Here is a 20,709-nt window from a genome sequence, read left to right on the forward strand (position 1 = left end):
TCGGGCGACCGAACAACGCCGCTTTCAGACCCATGTATGGGTCTGTGAAGCGGGTGGTTGTTCGGGTCTTCCGTCACGCCTTGGCGTGACGGAGGCAAGCCTGTGGCTTGCCTTCGACAGTCGAAAAATGGACAAGCGACTTTTCCATCAAGGATATGTTAAACTTTTTCGTTGCATCTATATCGAATCGAAGGAGGCTGCTGCCAGGCCGCAAGTGAAAGCAGGAGATGTTCAAGCGGATCCGATTGATCCGTCCGACCTTTTCGGTTTTGGATCACCTATGCCTTCCTACAGGCGGGCTGGTGTTTTCTCCCTTTCTGATGGAAGCGGCAGCTGCACGGTTTTTTCGACCGCAAACCGGGGCCGCCGTTTCACCTCTTGATAAATTTTGCCGATGTATTCCCCGATGAGGCCGAGGCTCATGAGCACCAGCCCGCCGATGAACCAAACGGAAATCATGAGCGACGTCCAGCCTGATTCGGCGTGCCCGAGAAGTTTGCTGATGAGGGCGTACAGCCCGGCCGCACCGCTCGCGAGAAAGGCCAAAAAACCGATGAGCGTAATGGCGCGAATCGGTGCGACGCTTAAGGACGTGATGCCGTCAAAGGCGAAGGCGAGCATCTTTTTGAGTGGGTATTTCGACTGTCCAGCCCACCGCTCATGCCGGTCGTAAAAGACGCACGTCGAGCGGAAGCCGACGAGCGGAACCAACCCGCGCAAAAAGAGATTGACTTCCGTGTAACGGCTCAGTTCATCGAGCGCCCGCTTGCTCATCAGACGGAAATCGGCGTGGTTGTAAATCAGCTCGATTCCGATGGCCCTCATGAACCGATAAAAGGCTTGGGCGGTCGTACGCTTGAACCACGTGTCTGTCTTTCGGCTCCGCCGCACGCCATACACGATGTCATACCCTTCGCGGTATTTTTGCACAAATTCGCGGATTGCCTCCACATCATCTTGCAAATCGGCGTCAATGGACACGGCACAATCGGCGTATGCCCGAACGGTTTCGAGCCCAGCGAGCAGCGCCCGCTGATGGCCGACGTTGCGAGCAAGTTTCACACCGGAGACAAACGGGTTGCGCTCGCTTTCTTCTTCAATGAGCGCCCATGTCCGGTCGCGGCTGCCGTCGTCGACAAAAACGATATGGCTGCCGATGGCGACCGCTCCTTCTTCGAGCAGCTGCTCAAGCAAAGCGGTCAGCCGCCGGATCGTTTCCGGCAACACGTCTTCTTCGTTGTAGCATGGGACGACGATGGCCAACAATGGTTTGTCCACCATGTGTTTCTTGCCTCCCTTCACTCCACTTCGTATACATAAATTTTCCATACTGACTGTCGATCGGTGAACGCCCGCAAGAAGCGGAGATGGATGTCGCGGGCGTTCATGATCGGGACGGAGGAAAAAATGTACTTGCCGCCAAGCTGTTTGAATGCCTTTGTGTTGATCTCGAAATGATGGATGACTTTATGCGATCGTTTCGTGAACATATAATGTTTTCCGAGCTCTGCCGAGAACAAATAGACGCGGTTGCCCCAATGGTCGAAATAGTCTTTCAGCACCGGGTTTTTGTCCAATTCCTTGGCGATGATGCGGCGAAACTTCCGCTTATACGATAACGGGTAAAAATTGTTGTACGTATCGAGCGTATAAAACCCGTTGTATTGAGCGATGGCCGGGTGAAGCCCAACGCTGGCGACGCGGTAGGACGATACCGGCTTGCCGATGTATTGCTTGATTTTGGTAAATAAATGTTCGGAATAAAACTGCTCGAACGACGGCGTGCCAGCGAGGCGATAGCGGATTTCCTCGTTAAACCCGCCAAGCAAAAGCAGCTGCAGCGCCAAGGCGATCGGCACGAGGCGCCGCCATGCGGTCCGTTCCTTGGCTAAGATTTGCAAGGCCAAGGCAAAATCGACGTAAATGACCATCGGCCGCAAAAAATGGAAGCGGGCGAAATTGAACGTATTCAAAAGGGAAATCCGTTCTTTCAGCGGCTGCCACCCTTTGTAAAACCAAAACGCATACCAAGCCGATAAGGCGATGTTCAACCAAAACAGCAAAAGGAAGCGCCGCTCCAATGGCCCGCGCTGACGGCGGCGCAAAACGAGAAAAAACGCCGCCCAAAGCACCGGCAAGATGATCGGCCCATGGACGGTCATCACATGCGTATGGCCGAGCACATAGTTTTTCAACGTCAACCGAAGGCAGTGGACGAAGCTGAGCCGCGAGGAGAGGAACTCGTTCCGGCTCGTCGGTTCGCCGCTGAAGACAAGCGAGTACACGAGGCGGTACTCGATGGCCAAAAACAAGCTTGTCATCAGGGCGATCGCGGCGAAAAACCGCTTGTTCCACTGCTTGCGGACAACGCCGTCAAACAGCCACACCGCCGCCATCGCGGCGAGGAAAAAGAAAAATCCGAGCACAAAGCTGGCGTAAAACGGAAGCAAGATGATCGCCAGCCATTCTTTCCATGTCGCTTCTCCGTTGCGGATCGACAGAAACGCCCAAAGCGCCAGCGGCATGCCGAGCGTGCTTAACATGCCGGACGGCCAAAACGGTGTCAGCGCAAAAGCAAGCGCCGCCCCGACGCGAATGAGCCATGATTCCGGTGAAGGCAAAAAGTGGCGCCTGAGCAGCCAATACATACCCAAAAAGGCGAATACCCTCGTGATCGTCTGGCTGAGCGCGTATGCCACCATGGAGGGGAACAAAGCGTGCAGCCACACGATGCCGCTGAATTCGGTGCCGAAGGCGTTGCGCGGTAAGCCGTTGATCACTTGCGGAATGACGGCATCGATTGGGCCGAACAGTTGGCCGCTGCGAACGAGCACGCGATACCAAGCGATGTTCGAATCCATATTGTCGTGCACGCGAATATGGGCGTGTTCGCCTAACATGTACAGCGGAGAAAGGTAGAGAGCCAATACGATGAACGCGATGGCGACCGCTTTTCGTTCTCTTTGTTCCATCTCGCGCGCCCTCCTTTCCCATACGGGAAGATTGCACAACATGATCCATTATAAACCGCTGCGATTAAAAGAGAATAAAAAAATCGTAAAGAAGTAGTGAAGAAGAAAAACAAAAAGGCTTATCACCACAACACGTACTTGACAAGCAAGGCGTTTTTGGATCCGCTATATAGCTCAAACATGGATGGACTGATTTTTCTTTATGCGCGTGAGTAAGACATAATTGGAAACCGTCCAGGACAACTTTAGGGTGAACAGCCATAAAAAAAGAAAGTGTCCCAACGCCCAATGGTGCACCGTTTATGACCACCATCATATACGCGTGAAACACCTTCACAAAATGATCGATCATCTTTTCTTGAAAGGGCGACGATCTTTTCGGTCCAACCTGCATGAAACCCGTCAGGCAAACAGCCCCATCACGCGCCTAAAGCCGCGCCGTTTTCGTTTCGCTTCTTTCGGCGGTTCATGCGGGGATGGGGGCCGGGTGTTCAACTGCTGTTCAAGACGGGCGACCGTTTGCTCCAGCACGGCGAGGCGGGCGGCGATTTCCTCCATTTCTTGACGGTGATGCAACAGTTGAATGGAGACGACATCATCCGCTTTTTGTTCCAATTGTTGCTCGAGTTCATCCAAACGCGAGGAGACGCGGTCCATTTCCGGTTCGATATATTCTTGGAACAGAGCGTGAATGGGAACGTTTGGCGGCGTTGTGGAAGAACGGCTAGAGGCCGGCGGTGCTTCGGGTGTTGCTTCTGGCGGCGCTTCCATGGCGGCGCCTTGTTCAAATTTGACACGTTCGAGCAAGGCGACCGTTTTTTCATCAAACAAGTAGTGGCCGGCCTCGTTTCTCCGCAACGGAATGTCGTATTTGCGCACCCAGCGCTGGATCGTTTTCGGCGATACACCAAGGCGAGCAGCGACGTCGGACGTTTTCAATTCCATCGTTTCACTCCTCCTTGTTTCGTCTTGTTTATCCTTTTTCCTCTGCATCTTTGAAAATCCTTCCCAGCCGACAAAACTAGTGTTGATTCGGCAAAGAAAGTGGAAAACAGCGAAGATTCGCCATTGGCGAAAAAAGATGGCTGTGGGCATGGGAATTGGTCATGCCATTTGGTAGAATAGAAGATAAAGAATGATGAACGACGCAAGGGGTGAAGCGGATGGCAACATGGTGGCTGGAATGGCTTGAGGGCGTCTCGTCGGTTTGGCGGCAGCCGCTTCTTTATTATGGCGCCGCGCTCGCTTTGGCCGTCGGTTGGCGGCGGGTGAAGCGGGAGCGCCGCGATTTTCATGTGCGCGTCTACAGTCTATGGCAAGAGTGGCGCGGGCTTTGGACGAAGGGATGGATGGCTGGAGCGATGTTGTCGGCGGCGGCCGTCGGCATCGGGATCGCGGTGCCGCAGGAAGCGGTTTGGGCGGTGACGGTGCTGACGGTGCTCTTGAGTTTGACGATGGAAGCGCGGTTGTTGTCGCCTGCTTATCCAGTTGGCGGCGCGCTTCTCGTGTTCGGTTTGGCGGAGCGAAGCAGCGCGTTGTCCCGCTGGCTTCCCGATGGCATGGCGGCGGCGCCGGCTTTGGCGGTGTGGCTTGCGTTGCTTTTGCTTTCGGAAGGATGGCTCATCATTCGCACGCGAAACGAGGCGGCCTCGCCGCAGCTTGCGAAAAGCAAGCGGGGGATGACGGTCGGCCTGCAATGGACGCAGCGTCTTTGGTTTGTGCCGGTTGTGTTGCCTGTATCAGGCGGCGCGCTGCCTCCGGCTTCCTGGTGGCCGCTCGTTTCGACGGGAGACGGCTATTCATTTTGGCTCGTGCCGTTTCTTCTCGGCTTTTCCCAGCGCCGCCAGCACATGCTGCCGGCGGAAGCGGCGCATACGGAGGGGCGGCTTGTTGTTCGGCTGGCGTTCGTTGTCGCCCTATTGGCTGCTTCCGGTATATGGTATCCACCGCTGGCGGTGGCGGCGGGGGCTATGGCCATCATCGGCCGCGAATGGATCGCGTTTTCCGGGCATCGCGCCGACCGCGCCCGCCCGCCCCGCTTTGCCCGCCATCCGCACGGCTTGGTGATTGTCGGCGTGCTTCCCGGCTCGAAAGCGGAAAAAATGGGGCTTTCGATCGGGGAAGTCATCATCAAAACAAACGGCGCCCCGGTGCGGAGTGAAACCGAGTTTTACGAGGCGCTCCAACGCAACCGCGCGTTCTGCAAGTTGGATGTCGTCGGACATAACGGCGAAGTCCGTTTCGTCCAAGGGGCGCTCTATGAGGATGAGCATCATGAACTCGGGCTGCTGTTCGTCCGTGATCGGAACGCATCAGCGTCTGAAGCTGTTTCGTAAAGGAGAATGGATCATGTGGTTTTTGGCGGCACTCATCATTCCGTGCCTATTGGTGCTGTTGTTTGCGCGGGTGACGTACAATCGGTACATCGCTGTGCTGTTGACGACGGCGCTGCTTGTCGCTTCCTACTTGAAAGGCTATACGGACGAGCTGCATGAAATCGTTGCTGACATTGCATCGACGATCGCCGGCTTTCTTTGGGCCGGCCGCATGCTCGACCATCTGAAGCAAAAATGAAGCGGCGTTGTCGGTTCAACCGTCTGTTTTTGGAAAAAGGCATCGTCGGCTGAACCTCGGATTGTCGAAACGGAACAGAGCGAAAACGCGGACCTTGGGCATGAATGGGTCCGCTTTTTCGCGTTTTTCGGTGCGAAGCGATGGAAAACACTGAGTGGGTTGGTACGAATATGAGTTCGCATTTTTGATGCATGGATCATCACGATGTGATACAATGGGGAAAGATGGTACGAAGGAGGAGGCGAAACGGTGGAGGGCCGTTTTCAATTAGTGTCGCCATACGAACCGCAAGGCGATCAGCCGCAGGCGATCGCCAAGCTCGTTGACGGCCTGCGCCGCGGGGTGAAGCATCAAACGCTGCTTGGGGCGACGGGGACGGGCAAAACGTTTACGATCTCGAACGTGATCGCCCAAGTCAACAAACCGACGCTTGTCATCGCCCACAACAAAACGCTCGCTGGCCAATTGTACAGCGAGCTGAAAGAGTTTTTCCCGCACAACGCCGTCGAATATTTTGTCAGCTATTACGATTACTATCAGCCGGAAGCGTATGTGCCGCAGACGGATACGTACATTGAAAAAGACGCGAAAATCAACGATGAAATCGACAAATTGCGGCACTCGGCGACATCAGCCTTGTTTGAGCGCCGGGACGTGATTATCGTTGCGAGCGTGTCGTGCATTTACGGTTTAGGGTCGCCGGAAGAATACCGGGAGCTCGTCGTTTCATTGCGCGTCGGGATGGAAATCGAGCGCAACGCGTTGCTGCGGAGGCTCGTTGACATCCAATACGACCGCAATGACATCGATTTTCGCCGCGGCACGTTCCGCGTCCGCGGCGATGTCGTCGAAATTTTCCCCGCGTCGCGCGATGAACATTGCATTCGCGTCGAATTTTTCGGCGATGAAATCGACCGCATCCGCGAGGTGGACGCCTTGACCGGCGAGGTGCTCGGCGAGCGTGAGCATGTCGCTATTTTCCCGGCATCGCACTTTGTCACGCGCGAGGAGAAAATGCGGCTCGCCATTCAAAACATCGAACAAGAGCTCGAGGAGCGGCTCGCCGAACTGCGTGCGCAAGGGAAGCTCTTGGAGGCGCAGCGGCTCGAGCAGCGGACGCGCTATGATCTTGAAATGATGCGCGAGATGGGCTTTTGTTCCGGCATCGAAAACTACTCGCGCCATTTGGCGCTGCGGCCGCCGGGCTCGACGCCGTACACCTTGCTTGACTATTTTCCGGACGATTTTTTGATCATCGTTGATGAGTCGCACGTCACCTTGCCGCAGTTGCGCGGCATGTACAACGGCGACCGGGCGCGCAAGCAAGTGCTCGTCGACCACGGCTTCCGTCTGCCGTCGGCGCTTGACAACCGGCCGCTCACGTTTGAAGAGTTCGAGCAAAAAATCAATCAAATTATTTACGTCTCGGCGACGCCAGGGCCGTACGAGCTTGAACACAGCCCGGGCGTTGTCGAACAAATCATCCGCCCGACCGGGCTTCTCGACCCAACGATCGACGTCCGCCCGACGAAAGGGCAAATCGACGATTTGATCGGCGAAATTCATGAGCGCGTCGAGCGGAACGAGCGGACGTTGGTGACGACGCTGACGAAAAAGATGGCGGAGGATTTGACCGATTATTTGAAAGAAGCGGGGATCAAGGTGGCGTATTTGCATTCGGAAATTAAGACGCTCGAGCGCATTGAAATCATCCGCGATTTGCGGCTCGGCAAATACGATGTACTGGTCGGCATCAACTTGCTTCGCGAAGGGCTCGACATCCCAGAAGTGTCGCTTGTCGCCATTTTGGACGCCGACAAAGAAGGGTTTTTGCGCTCGGAGCGCTCGCTCATCCAGACGATCGGCCGGGCGGCGCGCAACGCGAACGGCCATGTGATCATGTACGCCGATACAGTGACGAAATCGATGGAAATCGCCATTCAAGAGACGAAGCGGCGCCGCGCGATTCAAGAAGAGTACAACCGAAAGCACGGCATCGTGCCGCGCACGGTGAAAAAGGAGATTCGCGACGTCATCCGCGCGACGTATGCGGCGGAAGAGACGGAGACGTACGAGGCGAAGCCAGCGGCGACGATGACGAAACAAGAGCGGGAAGAGCTGATTCGAACGCTCGAAGCGGAAATGAAAGAGGCGGCCAAAGCGCTCGACTTCGAGCGGGCCGCCCAACTGCGCGATATTATTTTCGAATTGAAAGCGGAAGGGTGATGGCCGGGTGAACGGAATGGATAAAATCATTGTCAAAGGGGCGCGCGCCCACAACTTGAAAAACATTGACGTCGAAATTCCGCGCGGCAAGCTCGTCGTCTTGACCGGGCTGTCCGGGTCGGGGAAGTCGTCGCTGGCGTTTGATACGATTTACGCGGAAGGCCAGCGCCGCTACGTCGAATCGCTGTCGGCGTATGCCCGCCAGTTTTTAGGGCAGATGGAAAAACCGGACGTCGATGCGATTGAAGGGTTGTCGCCGGCCATTTCGATCGATCAAAAAACGACGAGCCGCAACCCGCGCTCAACCGTCGGCACGGTGACGGAAATTTACGATTATTTACGGCTGCTGTTCGCCCGCATCGGCCGCCCCATTTGCCCGACGCACGGCATTGAAATCCAATCGCAGACGATCGAGCAAATGGTCGACCGGCTGCTCGCTTACCCGGAGCGGACGAAAATGCAAATTTTGGCGCCGATCGTCTCGGGAAAAAAAGGGACGCACGCCAAGACATTGGAGGATATTCGCAAACAAGGGTATGTGCGCGTCCGCATTGACGGCGAGATGCGCGAGTTGACGGAGGACATTGAGCTGGAAAAAAACAAAAAACATTCGATTGATGTCGTCGTCGACCGCATCATCATCAAAGACGGCATCGCCGCCAGGCTTGCCGATTCGCTTGAGACGGCGCTGAAGCTCGCCGACGGCAAAGTGGTCGTTGACGTGATCGGCAAGGGGGAGCTCTTGTTCAGCGAAAAGCACGCTTGTCCGTACTGCGGCTTTTCGATCGGGGAGCTTGAACCGCGTCTGTTTTCGTTCAACAGTCCATTCGGCGCCTGCCCGGACTGCGACGGGCTCGGGGCGAAGCTCGAAGTGGATCTCGATTTGGTCATCCCGAACGATGAGCTGACGTTAAAAGAACACGCCATCGCTCCGTGGGAGCCGCAAAGCTCGCAATATTACCCGCAGCTGCTCGAAGCCGTGTGCCGCCATTACGGCATCCCGATGGACGTGCCGGTCAGAGATTTGCCGAAAGAGCAGCTCGATAAAATTTTGTACGGCAGCGGCGGAGAGCCGATTTATTTCCGCTATACGAATGATTTCGGACAAGTGCGCGAACAATACATCGCATTTGAAGGCGTCATTCCGAACGTCGAACGCCGCTATCGCGAGACGAGCTCGGACTACATCCGCGAGCAGATGGAAAAGTATATGGCGGAACAACCATGTCCGACATGCCAAGGCTACCGGCTGAAAAAAGAAAGCCTGGCCGTCCTTGTCGGCGGCAAGCATATCGGCGAGGTCACCGCCATGTCGGTGACCGAGGCGCTCGCCTTTTTTGACGGGCTCGAGCTGACCGAAAAAGAAGCGCAAATCGCCCGCCTTATTTTGCGTGAAATTCGCGACCGGCTCGGCTTTTTGCAAAACGTCGGCCTCGACTATTTGACGCTCAGCCGCTCGGCAGGAACGCTCTCCGGCGGCGAGGCGCAGCGCATCCGCTTGGCGACGCAAATCGGCTCGCGGCTGACGGGGGTGCTGTACGTGCTCGACGAGCCGTCGATCGGGCTTCATCAGCGCGACAACGACCGGCTGATCGCGACGTTGAAAAGCATGCGCGACCTCGGCAATACGCTCATTGTGGTGGAGCACGACGAGGATACCATGCTGGCCGCGGACTATTTGATTGACATTGGTCCGGGGGCGGGCATCCACGGCGGCGAGGTCGTCGCCGCCGGCACGCCGGAAGAAGTGATGAACGACCCGAACTCGCTCACCGGCCAGTATTTATCGGGGAAAAAATTCATCCCGATTCCGGCCGAGCGTCGCCGTCCGGACGGACGTTGGCTTGAGGTCGTCGGCGCGCGCGAGCATAACTTGAAAAACGTATCGGTGAAAATCCCGCTCGGCACGTTTGTCGCTGTCACCGGGGTGTCGGGCTCGGGCAAAAGCACGCTCGTGAACGAAGTGTTGTATAAGGCGCTGGCGCAAAAGCTGCACCGGGCGAAGGCGAAACCGGGCGAACATCGCGACATCCGCGGGCTGGAGCATCTCGATAAAGTCATTGACATCGACCAGTCGCCGATCGGCCGCACGCCACGCTCGAACCCGGCGACGTACACCGGGGTGTTTGACGACATCCGCGACGTGTTTGCCTCGACGAACGAAGCGAAAGTGCGCGGCTACAAAAAAGGGCGGTTCAGCTTCAATGTCAAAGGCGGGCGCTGCGAGGCGTGCCATGGCGATGGCATCATCAAAATTGAGATGCACTTTTTGCCGGACGTGTACGTCCCGTGCGAAGTGTGCCACGGCAAACGGTACAACCGCGAGACGCTCGAGGTGACGTATAAAGGAAAAAACATCGCCGAGGTGCTCGACATGACGGTCGAAGATGCGCTCGACTTTTTCGCCTCGATCCCGAAAATCAAACGCAAGCTCGAGACGCTCTATGACGTCGGGCTCGGTTATATGAAGCTCGGCCAGCCGGCGACGACGCTCTCGGGCGGCGAGGCGCAGCGTGTCAAGCTCGCCGCTGAGCTTCACCGCCGCTCCAACGGCCGGACGCTCTACATTTTGGACGAGCCGACGACCGGGCTTCATGTCGATGACATCGCCCGGCTGCTTGATGTGCTCCACCGGCTCGTCGACAACGGCGATACCGTGCTTGTCATTGAACATAACTTGGACGTCATCAAAACCGCGGACTATATCATTGACTTAGGTCCGGAAGGCGGCGACCGAGGCGGACAAATCGTCGCTGTCGGCACGCCGGAAGAGGTGGCCGAGGTGGAGGAGTCGCACACCGGCCGCTACTTAAAACCGATTCTCGAGCGCGACCGGGCGCGCATGCAGGCGCAATATGAAGCGGTGAAGGCGTAAAGGCCTTTGCGGCTTTGTCCGCCGCTTGGGACACCGGCGGCCGCCGCCTTTTTTTGCCGTCGGCAGGAAACTTTTCCTAGCGGCCGTCGTATATACAGGTAAAGGAAACTTGGAAAGGGGATTGCCGATTGTCGACGAACAAAGTGTTATCCGCGCTTTGTTATTTCAGCGTCTTTTTTGCGCCGTTCATTTTGCCGATTGTCGTCTATTTTGTTGTCGAAGATCTTGAAGTCAAACGCCATGCGAAGCGGTCGCTCGTGTCGCATTTGATTCCGGCCGTTACGATCCTCTTGTTCATTGCGTTGGCCGCGTCGCCGGTGCTGTTCGGCCATTGGGGCGAGGAATCGCTTCTTTTTGGCGGCGGGCTCGTCTGGCTTGGGTTCCTCGTTGCTGGGGCGGTGAATCTCGTTGTCATCGTTTGGAATGTCATAAAAGGGATTCAAGTGTTAAAATAAGAGAAAGCGTCCGTTTGCCGGCGATGTCGCCCGAACAGCGAAACAGAGGCGCACAGCGCCGCATGGAGCCTGTAAGAAGGCATTGGCCGGCGGGCGCGAGACTCGAATAAAGATGGTGATGGGATGCTCAATTGGCTGATCGGTGTGTTGATCAATACGGTGCTGCTCATGGCGATTGACGGCTATTTTGACGATATTCACTTCAGCGGCATTGGCGCGGCGTTTTTGGCGAGCGTGATTTTGGCGGTGCTCAACGCCGTCGTTCGCCCTGTGCTCATCTTGTTGACGCTGCCGGTGACAGTGTTGACGCTCGGTTTGTTTTTGTTTGTCATTAACGCCATCACGCTCATGATGACTGCAGGGCTGATGGGCGATGCGTTTCAAATCGGCGGCTTTGGCACGGCGCTGCTCGCCTCGATCGTCTTGTCGTTTTTCCACCTGCTCGTGCAAAAAGCGATTATCGAGCCGCTGCGCAACCGGTCGTAACGGGGGCGTGATCCATTGGAAGGCCGGTGGCGCCATGGTTTTCCGTGATCGTGTGAAAAGATGGCGAATGCGGCAAGGGGTTGCAATGGGAGAAACGATGCGGTGAAGATCGTTTCGGTTTGATGTGTTTGGCTTGATCGGGACGGGGGGAGCCGTCCCTGTTTTGTTTTCCCCGATGTTTTCCATTCAATGGCGGAACGAAACGTGTTACAATGGAAAAAGATGAAGAAAGGGGAGAAAGGCGACGTATGCCAAAAGTGCGGACGAAAGACATCATTGAACAGTTCCAGCTCGAGCTCGTCAGCGGCGCGGAGGGCATTTACCGCCCGATTACGACAAGCGATTTGTCGCGGCCGGGGATTGAAATGGCCGGCTATTTCGCCTATTACCCGGCGGAGCGTCTGCAGTTGCTCGGACGGACGGAGCTGTCGTTTTATGAAACGTTGACGCCGGAAGAAAAAAAGTCGCGGATGGAACGGCTTTGCACCGACATTACGCCAGGGATCATCGTCTCGCGTGGATTGGAAGTGCCGCCGGAGCTGATCGAAGCGTCTGAGCGCCAGTCGGTGCCGGTCATGCGCTCGACGATGAAAACGACCCGCCTGTCAAGCCGATTGACAAACTATTTGGAAAGCAAGCTCGCCCCCACCACCGCGGTGCACGGGGTGCTTGTCGATGTGTACGGCGTCGGGGTGTTGATCACGGGCAAAAGCGGCGTCGGCAAAAGCGAAACGGCGCTGGAGCTCGTCAAACGCGGCCATCGGTTGGTCGCCGACGACTGTGTGGAAATCCGCCAAGAAGATGAAGATACGCTCGTCGGCAGCGCGCCGGAGCTGATCGAGCATCTGCTTGAAATTCGCGGCCTCGGCATTATTAATATGATGACGCTGTTCGGCGCCGGGGCGGTGCGGACGCATAAGCGCATTTCGCTCGTCGTCGACTTGGAGCTTTGGGATCCGGAGAAGCAGTACGATCGGCTCGGGTTGGAAGAAGAGAAAGTGAAAATTTTGGATACCGAATTGCCGAAATTAACGATTCCGGTCCGCCCAGGGCGCAACTTGGCGGTCATCGTCGAAGTGGCGGCGATGAACTTCCGGCTGAAGCGGCTCGGGGTCAACGCGGCTGAGGAGTTTTCGGCGCGATTGAGCGACGCCATCGAAGACGGCGCGCACGATTACGACTGATGTTTCTTGCGTCAAAGGAATGGATCTCGTTTGGGCATGGAGCATAGGAGGTGGAAACGATGGAATCGACGATTCAGCCGCTCGACCGCGTGTTTTTGCACCTTGGCCCCATTACGATTTATTGGTATGGGGTCATTATCGGCACCGGTGTGTTGATTGGGCTATGGCTCGCGACGCGCGAAGCGGTGCGGCGCGGCTTGCCGAAAGAGACGTTTGTCGATTTGGTGTTATTTGCCGTGCCGATCGCCATTGTCTGCGCGCGGGCGTACTACGTGCTGTTTGAATGGCACTATTATTCAAAGCATTTGTCCGAGATTCCAAAAGTTTGGCAAGGCGGCCTCGCCATTCACGGCGGTTTGATCGGGGCGGTGGCGACGGGCGCGGTGTTCGCCCGCGCGCGCGGGCTGTCGTTTTGGAAGCTCGCCGATATTGCCGCACCAAGCATCATTTTAGGCCAGGCGATCGGGCGCTGGGGCAATTTTATGAACCAAGAGGCGCACGGCGGCCCTGTGTCACGCCAGTTTCTTGAAAATTTGCATTTGCCGGATTGGATCATCAACCAAATGTACATTGGCGGCCGCTATTGGCATCCGACGTTTTTGTATGAATCGCTTTGGAATTTGGCCGGTTTTTGTCTTTTGCTTTGGCTTCGGCGCGTCAATTTGCGGCGCGGCGAGCTGTTTTTGTCGTATTTGATTTGGTATTCCGTCGGCCGCTTTTGGATTGAAGGGATGCGCACCGACAGCTTGATGCTGGCCGGCAGCCTGCGTGCGGCGCAAGTAATGTCTGTGACGCTCATTGTTTTGTCCGTAGCGCTTTGGATCGCGCGCCGGGCGAAAGGCTGGGCGGACGCGCGCTATCGGGATGAATAGCCGTTAGAAGCGGCGAAACGCTGCGGACTTGTTCGGTTTGCGGGAAACCACGATGAATGAAGCTGCTTCGCCGCCGCGCTTCTTAATGGGAACAACCGTGTTGGGAGCCGCATTCCCTCTTTTTTAGGTTGGCCTGGGGCGAATTAAAAAGATACTTGTGCGCGGCATCCAGAGAATTGAGGTTTCATCGCACCGCGGCATGAAGGCAAGCAAAGGAGAGAGGAGAACATGACAGGAATGTTGCAGCGCGGCGTGCTCGCCGGGCTGAAGACCGCGTGGGCGCTTGGGAAAATTATTTTTCCAGTGACGCTCATTTTAGCGCTGTTGCAGCCGACGCCGCTGTTTTCGTGGCTCATTGACTTTGTCACGCCGTTCATGAAATGGTTTGGCTTATCCGGCGATGCGGCTGTGCCGCTTGTGCTCGGCAACTTGCTCGGGCTGTATGCGGCGATCGGGGCGATGCTGACGATCGAGTTGACGGTGAAAGAAGTGTTCATTCTCGCGGTCATGCTTTCCTTTTCCCATAACTTGATCGTCGAGTCATCGGTCGCCTCGCGCACCGGCATGAGCGTCTGGCTCATGATCGTCGTGCGCGTCGGGCTCGCTGTCGTGTCAGGTTTGTTGATCGCCCATTTCTGGGACGGGGGGCAGGAGATCGCCCGATACGGGTTTGTCGCGCATGAAGCCGCCCCGCCGTCCGGTTGGGGAGAGATCATCTTGGCGGCGCTGAAAAAAGCGGTTACCGGCATTGTGCAGCTCGTCGCGATCGTCATCCCGCTCATGACGGTCATTCAAATTTTAAAAGAACGCCACTGGATCGAGACGGTTTCGCGCTGGATGGCGCCGGCGACCAAGATGCTGGGCATGAGCCCGAACACATCGCTCACGCTCGCGGCCGGCTTTGTGTTCGGTCTGGCGTACGGAGCGGGCGTCATGATTCAGGCGGCGAAAGAAGACGGCGTCTCGAAGCGCGATTTAACGCTGGCGTTCATTTTTCTCGTGTCATGCCATGCAGTCGTCGAAGATACGCTCATTTTCGTTCCGCTTGGCATCTCTGTTTGGCCGCTGCTTTTCATCCGCTTGGTGACGGCGGTGCTGTTGACCATGGCGGTGGCATTCGTTTGGCGCCGTTTTGAACATCCCATGAGAAAGGAAGCCGCTTCATGACGATTCGCACGATTTTGTTTGACCTTGACGGCACATTGATTGATACGAATGAGCTCATCATCCAGTCGTTTTTGCATACGCTGGAGAAGTACTACCCGGGCCGCTACGGGCGCGAGGACGTCCTGCCGTTCATCGGCCCGTCGCTGTATGAGACGTTCAGCTCCCTCGATCCGGAACGGGTCGAGGAGATGGTGAAGACGTATCGCACGTTCAACCACGCCCACCATGACGAACTGATCCGCGAGTTTGACACCGTGTATGAAACAATCGAAACGCTCCACCGCCATGGCTTTCGCCTCGGCGTTGTGACGACGAAAATGCACGACACCGCCCTGATGGGGTTAAGAAAAACGCGGCTGGCGCCGTTTTTCTCGTGCGTCATCGGCCTCGATGACGTCACGCGGCCAAAGCCCGATCCCGAGCCGATTCACAAAGCGCTTGGCATGTTGCAGTCAACGCCGGACGAAGCGCTCATGGTCGGGGACAACTACCACGACATTTTGGCCGGCCAAAACGCCGGAGTGAAAACAGCCGGCGTCGCCTGGGCGATTAAAGGGCGCGAGTATTTGGAACAATATGAACCGGACTATATGCTGGAAAAAATGAGAGACTTGTTGGCCATTGTCGGCATCAACGAATGAAAGGAGGAGCCGTCCTCCCGGTGAGACGAACGACGAAACACCCTGTCCAAGGGGCGAACTCGCTCTGGCAGTTGTATCGCACCGTATCGTTTTGGAAAGTGCTGAAAAACGTCATCATCATTCAAATCGGGCGCTACACGCCGTTTTTGCCGCTGAAAAACTGGCTGTACCGCACGTTTCTCGGCATGAAGATCGGCGAGCAAACCGCGCTCGCCTTTATGGTCATGCCGGACATTCTCTTCCCAGAAAAAATTCACATCGGCCGCAACTGCGTCATCGGCTACAACACGACGATTCTCGCCCACGAATATTTGGTTGACGAATACCGCCTCGGCGATGTCGTGATCGGCGATGAGGTGATGATCGGCGCGAACTCGACCATTTTGCCCGGCGTGGTGATCGGCGACCGCGCCGTCGTCGCCGCGGGCACCGTCGTCCATCAAGACGTCCCGCCCGGGGCGATGGTCGCCGGCTGCCCGATGCGCATTGTCCGCCGGAATGAACCGCCTTCCGATTGAACGGGGGCGGTTTTCCATTTTGGAATAGGAAAAAATGAAAGAAACGAAAAAACAGAGAGTCTGTTTTTTTGCCCCCTATAAGTTAAACTTCCAGTTGGATTTATATAGGATCAATGATGAAAATATGAAACTTTAGGTGGCAGAACTAAAAATTGTTGGCTCTTCACCACAAAGTGTACTTGACAAAGAAAGACGATTATGATAGAGAAAATCAAAACATCATTTTTCCTTTTTTATACCACACATCTCTTTTTAACAGGCATTCGTGAAAAAACAGAACGTGTATGGATCCATGACCGATATGAAACCGTATCGTGGGCTTTCTATCAGTTCCGTCAAATGTTAGAGTATAAGGCGCGTTTGCATGGGTCAAAAGTGATGGTGGTTGCTCCGCATTACACCTCTTTGACATGTCCAAAGTGCGGGCATACGGAAAAAGCCAATCGAAACAAGCGTACACACACCTTTTGTTGCCGAACATGCGGATACACCTCAAACGATGACCGCATTGGTGCCATGAACCTTCAACGAAAAGGAATAGAGTACATCGTTGAAGGAACGACACAGGCATGACCTGCGTCGTTGGGCAGCTGTCAACCTGCCCCTGATGCAACCCCAAGTCAAGGAAGGAGGACGAAGTCCGCTCGCACTTCTGGGGAGTTGCAAGCCCCCACTTCAAGCGTTAGCGAAGTGGGGGTAGTTGACGTCTAACCTGTTTAGGTGAGAATGGGAATAACAACTTTCGGTGAAGGTGTATAAGAGAGAGTTCACAAGATGCAAAGTCAGCGAAACACGTAAAAAGCCGCCCCGTAAATGGGGCGGCTTTTCCTTTTGGACCGCGCATGCGGCGGTCAGTTGAAAAATATTTTTGGCCGCACTTGAGTTCAAGGAACTCAAAGGGCATTATTTATCGTATGCTTGTTTTCCGAATCTCATGCAAAGAAAATAATAAAGCATTTTGACAGAAGTGTCAAGAACGGTTTTCTGGATCTTTTCTAAGTTTAGTGTACATCCTACGGATTTTTTCGTCAATCAAGTCCATTTGTTCGCTTGTTAATTTGAAAACGCCGTCTTTTGCTTTTTTGGGTTTGAAAATGCGAATTTTGCTTATAGGGCGCATTTGGTTTGGAATGGCCACTGCCTTTTTTTCGTTCAGTCCCTCAATCGTACCTAAAAAGACCGAGTCTTTATGTACATCCTGTTCTGTTTCGTTTTCGTCTAATGAAGATAAAGGAACGACGTTGACGACGGGATTGTTTTTTGAACTATCGCGAATGACAACAGCATAGTGCATGCCGCCGAATTCAGCGCCAACATTAAAGCCAAAATGCGCTAAAACGATTTCTGACCGCTTATAAGCTCTTAGGTAAGATGGGGCAAATGTTTCTTCCCAGACGAGATATTTGTTTTGTGTTTCAAGCCACTCAATAAATATTCTTCCCCGCTTTTCGTCCATATTCTCAATGATTTTTTGCAGTTCCATTAGCTGTCTATTCATTTCTCTTACCAAATCTTTATTCTCATGCAACTTTTTTAACAAGGCTTCTCCTCCCTTTCCATTATAATAGATGAACGAAATGTTGTCTCTTTAATGTTCAAATGCTTGGCGATCGCAGTCATGCTGTCTATGTCGGATTCGGCCATCATGATTTTTAAAGTGTGCTTAAGTCCTATGCCATCTAGAAATTTTTTCTAATATTTTCACTTACCAACAATTATAACACTAAAACATCGAATATTTTATAATATTCATCATTGAGCACCGTCTGATGTGAGATCGACACGCCCGCCGTGGATGTCCTTCATGGCTGCCTCCGTCATGCGGGAGAACATCACGAAGTTGACGTGGTACGTCAATACGAGCCCCCAGAATGTGCGGTGAAACGGCCATCCGGGACAAATCGACCTTCAGTTTGATGAGTGATGATGGAACCAAAGGGAGAAAGTCAAACAGGAACTCCCGGAATCGACACTGCAACTCGAAGGCTTGAGAATCTTGCTTGAAACGTCAGCGCTCCTTCTTGGTCATCCGGCGAAGATTGGCTTAGTAAAACGGGCAATCGTTGTTCTTGCACTTGTAGATGTGGTATTTTTTTGTGCTCTTTGATTTTCTCAAGCCGATTCTCGCCGACGAATATTTAGTGGACGAATACCGCCTCGGCGATGTCGTGATCGGCGATGAGGTGATGATCGGCGCGAACTCGACCATTTTGCCCGGCGTGGTGATCGGCGACCGCGCCGTCGTCACCGCGGGCACCGTCGTCCATCAAGACGTCCCGTCCGGGGCGATGGTCGCCGGCTGCCCGATGCGCATCGTCCGCCGGAATGAACCGCCTTCCGATTGAACGGGGGCGGTTTTCCATTTTGGAATAGGAAAAAAGGAAAGAAACAAAAAAGGAGAATTGGGGATTTTGGCAAGATGGATCGCCGCTATTTTCATTAGAGTGCAGATCACTGCCTATGCCGTGTGGAACGAAGCGCTTCTTGTTTTTGAAGCGATCTTGTCCGTTTTGTTATTTGTAAAGCATTCCCCCCTTGACGCTGTGGCCGCAAAGGAGTAAACTACTAATAACTTCACTTCTCTACCATATTAGCAAACTAAAGCATTTTGATAAAGGGCGTGGGGACATGGCAAAAAAGCTGTTTATGTTTGAAAAACCGTTAGGCATGCGCGATACGCTGCCGTTTTTATATGAGTTGAAAAAACAAGTGCGCTCGGTGATGGCGGAGGAAATTGAGCGCTGGGGGTACGAGTTTATTGAAACGCCGACGCTTGAGTATTATGAAACGGTCGGGGCGGCGTCGGCGATTGCCGATCATCGGCTGTTTAAGCTTCTCGACCAGCAAGGGCATACGCTCGTGCTTCGGCCGGATATGACGGCGCCGATCGCCCGGGTGGCGGCGTCAAGGCTTTATGAAGACGGCAATCCGCTCCGGTTGGCGTACAACGCCAATGTGTTCCGCGCCCAGCAGCGCGAAGGCGGGCGGCCGGCGGAGTTTGAGCAGATCGGTGTGGAGTTGATTGGCGACGGCACGGTGACGGCCGACGCCGAGGTCATCAGCTTAATGGTCGCGTTGTTGAAGCGCGTGGGGTTGGGCCGCTTTTCGGTGGCGGTCGGCCATATTGGGTATGTGAACGCACTGTTTTTGGAGATTTTAGGGAATGAGGAGCGGGCGAGTGTATTGCGCCGTTTTTTATATGAGAAAAATTACGTCGGCTACCGTGAACATGTGAAGTCGTGGCCGCTTTCGTCGATCGATCAAAAGCGGCTGTTGGATCTTCTTTCCTTGCGTGGCGGAACGGACGTGATCGAACAGGCGAAAACGCTCGTCACAAGCGAGGAGGGGCGGCGGTCGGCCGATGAGCTGGCGGCGCTCATGGCGGCGCTTCGGACGTACGGAGTGGCCGAGGCGGTGAAGCTCGATATGGCGCTTGTCAGCCATATGAGCTATTACACTGGCATTTTGTTTGAAGTGTACGCCGAGCAGGTTGGATTCCCGATCGGCAACGGCGGGCGGTATGATGATTTATTGGCGAAGTTCTCGCGCCCGGCGCCGGCGACGGGGTTTGGGTTGCGCGTCGATCGGTTGATTGAGGCGATTGGGGAAACGGATGTGCGCGATGACATCGAGTGCATCGTGTTCAGCCAAGAGCGGCTGGCGGAAGCGGTGGAATTGGCCGAAGCGAAACGGGCGGAAGGCAAGCGCGTCGTCTTGCAGCACATTGCCGGCATTCGTGATATTGACGCCTACAGCCAGCGCTACCGGTCGATCGTGTATTTGCTTGGCCGCAGCGGGCGCGATGGGCAGTGAACATAACAGAGAAGGCGCCGCCGGTTGGTCATCGACGCTGTTGAAAACGGCAGCGATTGGCGGGACAGAGCGGATGCGAAGAACGGACGGGAGAGGCTGCCCATGGCGGTGGAGAGCATGCGGTGTACTCGAGGACCAGCGCCGCATTTGACATGATGAGGAGCAAGGAGGAAGAATGATGCTGACGATTGCCATGCCAAAAGGGCGCATTTTTGAAGAGGCGGTCGAGTTGCTGCGGCGAGCGGATTATGCGCTGCCGCCGGAATTTACCGAGTCGCGCAAGCTCGTCATTGATGTGCCAGAGGAAAACATGCGCTTTATTTTGGCGAAACCGATGGATGTCGTCACCTATGTCGAGCATGGGGTCGCGGATTTGGGCATTGCCGGCAAGGACGTGCTGATGGAAGAAGAACGGGATGTGTACGAACTGCTCGATTTGCACATCAGCCGCTGCCATTTGGCGGTCGCCGGGCTGCCCGGCGCCAAGATGAACGAAATCGCACCAAGGGTGGCGACGAAATACCCGAACATCGCGTCAACGTATTTTCGCGAGCAAGGCGAGCAAGTCGAAATCATCCGCCTGAACGGATCCATTGAACTCGCCCCGCTGATCGGCCTTGCCGACCGGATCGTGGACATCGTTTCCACGGGGCGGACGCTCAGAGAAAACGGGCTTGTCGAGCTTGAACGGATCGCCGAGGTGACGTCGCGCCTGATTGTCAACCCGGCGAGCTACCGGCTAAACGGCGGGGACATTGAACGGTTGGTCGACCGATTGGCGGCGGTCATTCCCCAGCCGTAGGAAAAAAGGTGTGACAGAGCGGAAATGGGCGGTTTCCGAAGAATGGGTTGGTGGAGATTCGGGAATGGCGGAGCGGCGTTGACAACGCCGTTGGAAAATAGCATATAGATGCAACGAAGAAGTT

19 protein-coding genes and 3 pseudogenes are annotated in these 20,709 nt (G+C 55.0%); 17 read left to right on the top strand and 5 right to left on the bottom strand.

All coding sequences use genetic code 11. The features are described from left to right. Positions 1-288: 288 nt before the first annotated feature. The 3 genes from JCR24_RS12525 to JCR24_RS12535 all read right to left on the bottom strand — a co-directional run bounded on the left by JCR24_RS12525 (position 289) and on the right by JCR24_RS12535 (position 3,917). Entirely contained in the window at positions 289-1,281 is a 993-nt protein-coding gene (locus tag JCR24_RS12525) for a glycosyltransferase family 2 protein (protein ID WP_238980740.1), read from the bottom strand. A gap of 17 nt (positions 1,282-1,298) precedes the next feature. After that, the gene (locus tag JCR24_RS12530; protein ID WP_238980741.1) at positions 1,299-2,972 is read right to left on the bottom strand and encodes a DUF6044 family protein; all 1,674 of its coding nucleotides are present in this window, start codon (positions 2,970-2,972) and stop codon (positions 1,299-1,301) included. Positions 2,973-3,374: 402 nt separating this feature from the next. After that, positions 3,375-3,917, bottom strand: coding sequence for a MerR family transcriptional regulator (locus tag JCR24_RS12535; protein ID WP_015375808.1), 543 nt, complete (start codon positions 3,915-3,917; stop codon positions 3,375-3,377). A 218-nt stretch (positions 3,918-4,135) separates the two neighbouring features. Between JCR24_RS12535 and JCR24_RS12540 the strand changes: the two genes are divergently transcribed. The 12 genes and pseudogenes from JCR24_RS12540 to JCR24_RS12595 all read left to right on the top strand — a co-directional run. Then, positions 4,136-5,308 (top strand): PDZ domain-containing protein, encoded by a 1,173-nt coding sequence (locus tag JCR24_RS12540; protein WP_238980742.1) that lies wholly within the window; start codon positions 4,136-4,138, stop codon positions 5,306-5,308. Positions 5,309-5,321: 13 nt separating this feature from the next. After that, positions 5,322-5,546: a CsbA family protein gene (locus JCR24_RS12545; RefSeq protein ID WP_013146398.1), complete on the top strand. Its 225-nt coding sequence runs from the start codon at positions 5,322-5,324 to the stop codon at positions 5,544-5,546. Positions 5,547-5,795: 249 nt separating this feature from the next. Beyond that, positions 5,796-7,772 (top strand): excinuclease ABC subunit UvrB, encoded by a 1,977-nt coding sequence (gene uvrB, locus JCR24_RS12550; RefSeq protein WP_238980743.1) that lies wholly within the window; start codon positions 5,796-5,798, stop codon positions 7,770-7,772. Between the two features lie 16 nt (positions 7,773-7,788). Next, positions 7,789-10,647 carry an excinuclease ABC subunit UvrA gene (uvrA, locus tag JCR24_RS12555; protein WP_238980753.1) on the top strand — a complete coding sequence of 953 codons (2,859 nt, stop codon included), beginning with the start codon at positions 7,789-7,791 and terminating at the stop codon, positions 10,645-10,647. Positions 10,648-10,775: 128 nt separating this feature from the next. After that, positions 10,776-11,102 (top strand): magnetosome magnetite crystal formation protein family, encoded by a 327-nt coding sequence (locus tag JCR24_RS12560; RefSeq protein ID WP_011232554.1) that lies wholly within the window; start codon positions 10,776-10,778, stop codon positions 11,100-11,102. Positions 11,103-11,225: 123 nt separating this feature from the next. Beyond that, positions 11,226-11,588: a phage holin family protein gene (locus tag JCR24_RS12565; RefSeq protein WP_238980744.1), complete on the top strand. Its 363-nt coding sequence runs from the start codon at positions 11,226-11,228 to the stop codon at positions 11,586-11,588. Between the two features lie 248 nt (positions 11,589-11,836). Next, complete coding sequence (gene hprK, locus JCR24_RS12570; RefSeq protein ID WP_011232552.1) at positions 11,837-12,772, top strand: HPr(Ser) kinase/phosphatase; 936 nt, start codon at positions 11,837-11,839, stop codon at positions 12,770-12,772. Positions 12,773-12,831: 59 nt separating this feature from the next. Then, positions 12,832-13,644: a prolipoprotein diacylglyceryl transferase gene (gene lgt, locus JCR24_RS12575; RefSeq protein WP_238980745.1), complete on the top strand. Its 813-nt coding sequence runs from the start codon at positions 12,832-12,834 to the stop codon at positions 13,642-13,644. A 228-nt stretch (positions 13,645-13,872) separates the two neighbouring features. Further along, positions 13,873-14,811: a nucleoside recognition domain-containing protein gene (locus JCR24_RS12580; protein WP_020754152.1), complete on the top strand. Its 939-nt coding sequence runs from the start codon at positions 13,873-13,875 to the stop codon at positions 14,809-14,811. Beyond that, complete coding sequence (gene ppaX, locus JCR24_RS12585) at positions 14,808-15,452, top strand: pyrophosphatase PpaX (RefSeq protein WP_020754151.1); 645 nt, start codon at positions 14,808-14,810, stop codon at positions 15,450-15,452. The genes JCR24_RS12580 and ppaX overlap by 4 nt, the downstream gene beginning before the upstream one ends. Positions 15,453-15,472: 20 nt before the next feature. Beyond that, a complete protein-coding gene (locus tag JCR24_RS12590) occupies positions 15,473-15,970 on the top strand; it encodes an acyltransferase (protein ID WP_033004897.1) in 498 nt (165 codons plus the stop codon). 252 nt (positions 15,971-16,222) lie between these two features. Beyond that, a pseudogene (locus JCR24_RS12595) lies at positions 16,223-16,543 on the top strand (zinc ribbon domain-containing protein); the annotation flags it as partial. A 397-nt stretch (positions 16,544-16,940) separates the two neighbouring features. Here the strand turns inward: JCR24_RS12595 and JCR24_RS12600 are convergent. After that, positions 16,941-17,510 (bottom strand): type II toxin-antitoxin system PemK/MazF family toxin, encoded by a 570-nt coding sequence (locus tag JCR24_RS12600; RefSeq protein WP_015375798.1) that lies wholly within the window; start codon positions 17,508-17,510, stop codon positions 16,941-16,943. A gap of 214 nt (positions 17,511-17,724) precedes the next feature. Then, a pseudogene (locus JCR24_RS17580) lies at positions 17,725-18,086 on the bottom strand (DDE-type integrase/transposase/recombinase); the annotation flags it as partial. 4 nt (positions 18,087-18,090) lie between these two features. Between JCR24_RS17580 and JCR24_RS12605 the strand changes: the two are divergent. The 5 genes and pseudogenes from JCR24_RS12605 to hisG form a co-directional block, all read left to right on the top strand. Further along, positions 18,091-18,315: pseudogene (locus JCR24_RS12605) on the top strand (acyltransferase); the annotation flags it as partial. Positions 18,316-18,381: 66 nt separating this feature from the next. Next, positions 18,382-18,531 (top strand): hypothetical protein, encoded by a 150-nt coding sequence (locus JCR24_RS12610; RefSeq protein ID WP_020755656.1) that lies wholly within the window; start codon positions 18,382-18,384, stop codon positions 18,529-18,531. Between the two features lie 67 nt (positions 18,532-18,598). Beyond that, the gene (locus JCR24_RS12615) at positions 18,599-19,783 is read left to right on the top strand and encodes an ATP phosphoribosyltransferase regulatory subunit (RefSeq protein WP_013146385.1); all 1,185 of its coding nucleotides are present in this window, start codon (positions 18,599-18,601) and stop codon (positions 19,781-19,783) included. Beyond that, on the top strand, positions 19,773-19,934 hold the full coding sequence (locus tag JCR24_RS12620) for a hypothetical protein (RefSeq protein ID WP_164834622.1): 162 nt from the start codon (positions 19,773-19,775) through the stop codon (positions 19,932-19,934). The genes JCR24_RS12615 and JCR24_RS12620 overlap by 11 nt, the downstream gene beginning before the upstream one ends. Before the next feature lie 27 nt (positions 19,935-19,961). Continuing rightward, on the top strand, positions 19,962-20,585 hold the full coding sequence (gene hisG / locus JCR24_RS12625; RefSeq protein ID WP_015375795.1) for an ATP phosphoribosyltransferase: 624 nt from the start codon (positions 19,962-19,964) through the stop codon (positions 20,583-20,585). The last annotated feature ends 124 nt before the right edge of the window (positions 20,586-20,709 follow it).

The sequence above is a fragment of the Geobacillus sp. YHL genome (assembly GCF_022341265.1).
GTDB classification, from domain to species: domain Bacteria; phylum Bacillota; class Bacilli; order Bacillales; family Anoxybacillaceae; genus Geobacillus; species Geobacillus thermoleovorans.

Bases quoted from the DNA above. Each gene is read 5' to 3' on its own strand.
- JCR24_RS12530 (WP_238980741.1), bottom strand. From the start codon at position 2,972: ATGGAACAAAGAGAACGAAAAGCGGTCGCCATCGCGTTCATCGTATTG.
- JCR24_RS12615 (WP_013146385.1), top strand. From the start codon at position 18,599: ATGGCAAAAAAGCTGTTTATGTTTGAAAAACCGTTAGGCATGCGCGAT.
- hprK (WP_011232552.1), top strand. From the start codon at position 11,837: ATGCCAAAAGTGCGGACGAAAGACATCATTGAACAGTTCCAGCTCGAG.
- ppaX (WP_020754151.1), top strand. From the start codon at position 14,808: ATGACGATTCGCACGATTTTGTTTGACCTTGACGGCACATTGATTGAT.
- JCR24_RS12540 (WP_238980742.1), top strand. From the start codon at position 4,136: ATGGCAACATGGTGGCTGGAATGGCTTGAGGGCGTCTCGTCGGTTTGG.
- JCR24_RS12580 (WP_020754152.1), top strand. From the start codon at position 13,873: ATGACAGGAATGTTGCAGCGCGGCGTGCTCGCCGGGCTGAAGACCGCG.
- JCR24_RS12545 (WP_013146398.1), top strand. From the start codon at position 5,322: ATGTGGTTTTTGGCGGCACTCATCATTCCGTGCCTATTGGTGCTGTTG.
- hisG (WP_015375795.1), top strand. From the start codon at position 19,962: ATGCTGACGATTGCCATGCCAAAAGGGCGCATTTTTGAAGAGGCGGTC.
- JCR24_RS12620 (WP_164834622.1), top strand. From the start codon at position 19,773: ATGGGCAGTGAACATAACAGAGAAGGCGCCGCCGGTTGGTCATCGACG.
- uvrA (WP_238980753.1), top strand. From the start codon at position 7,789: ATGGATAAAATCATTGTCAAAGGGGCGCGCGCCCACAACTTGAAAAAC.
- JCR24_RS12535 (WP_015375808.1), bottom strand. From the start codon at position 3,917: ATGGAATTGAAAACGTCCGACGTCGCTGCTCGCCTTGGTGTATCGCCG.
- JCR24_RS12525 (WP_238980740.1), bottom strand. From the start codon at position 1,281: ATGGTGGACAAACCATTGTTGGCCATCGTCGTCCCATGCTACAACGAA.
- JCR24_RS12565 (WP_238980744.1), top strand. From the start codon at position 11,226: ATGCTCAATTGGCTGATCGGTGTGTTGATCAATACGGTGCTGCTCATG.
- lgt (WP_238980745.1), top strand. From the start codon at position 12,832: ATGGAATCGACGATTCAGCCGCTCGACCGCGTGTTTTTGCACCTTGGC.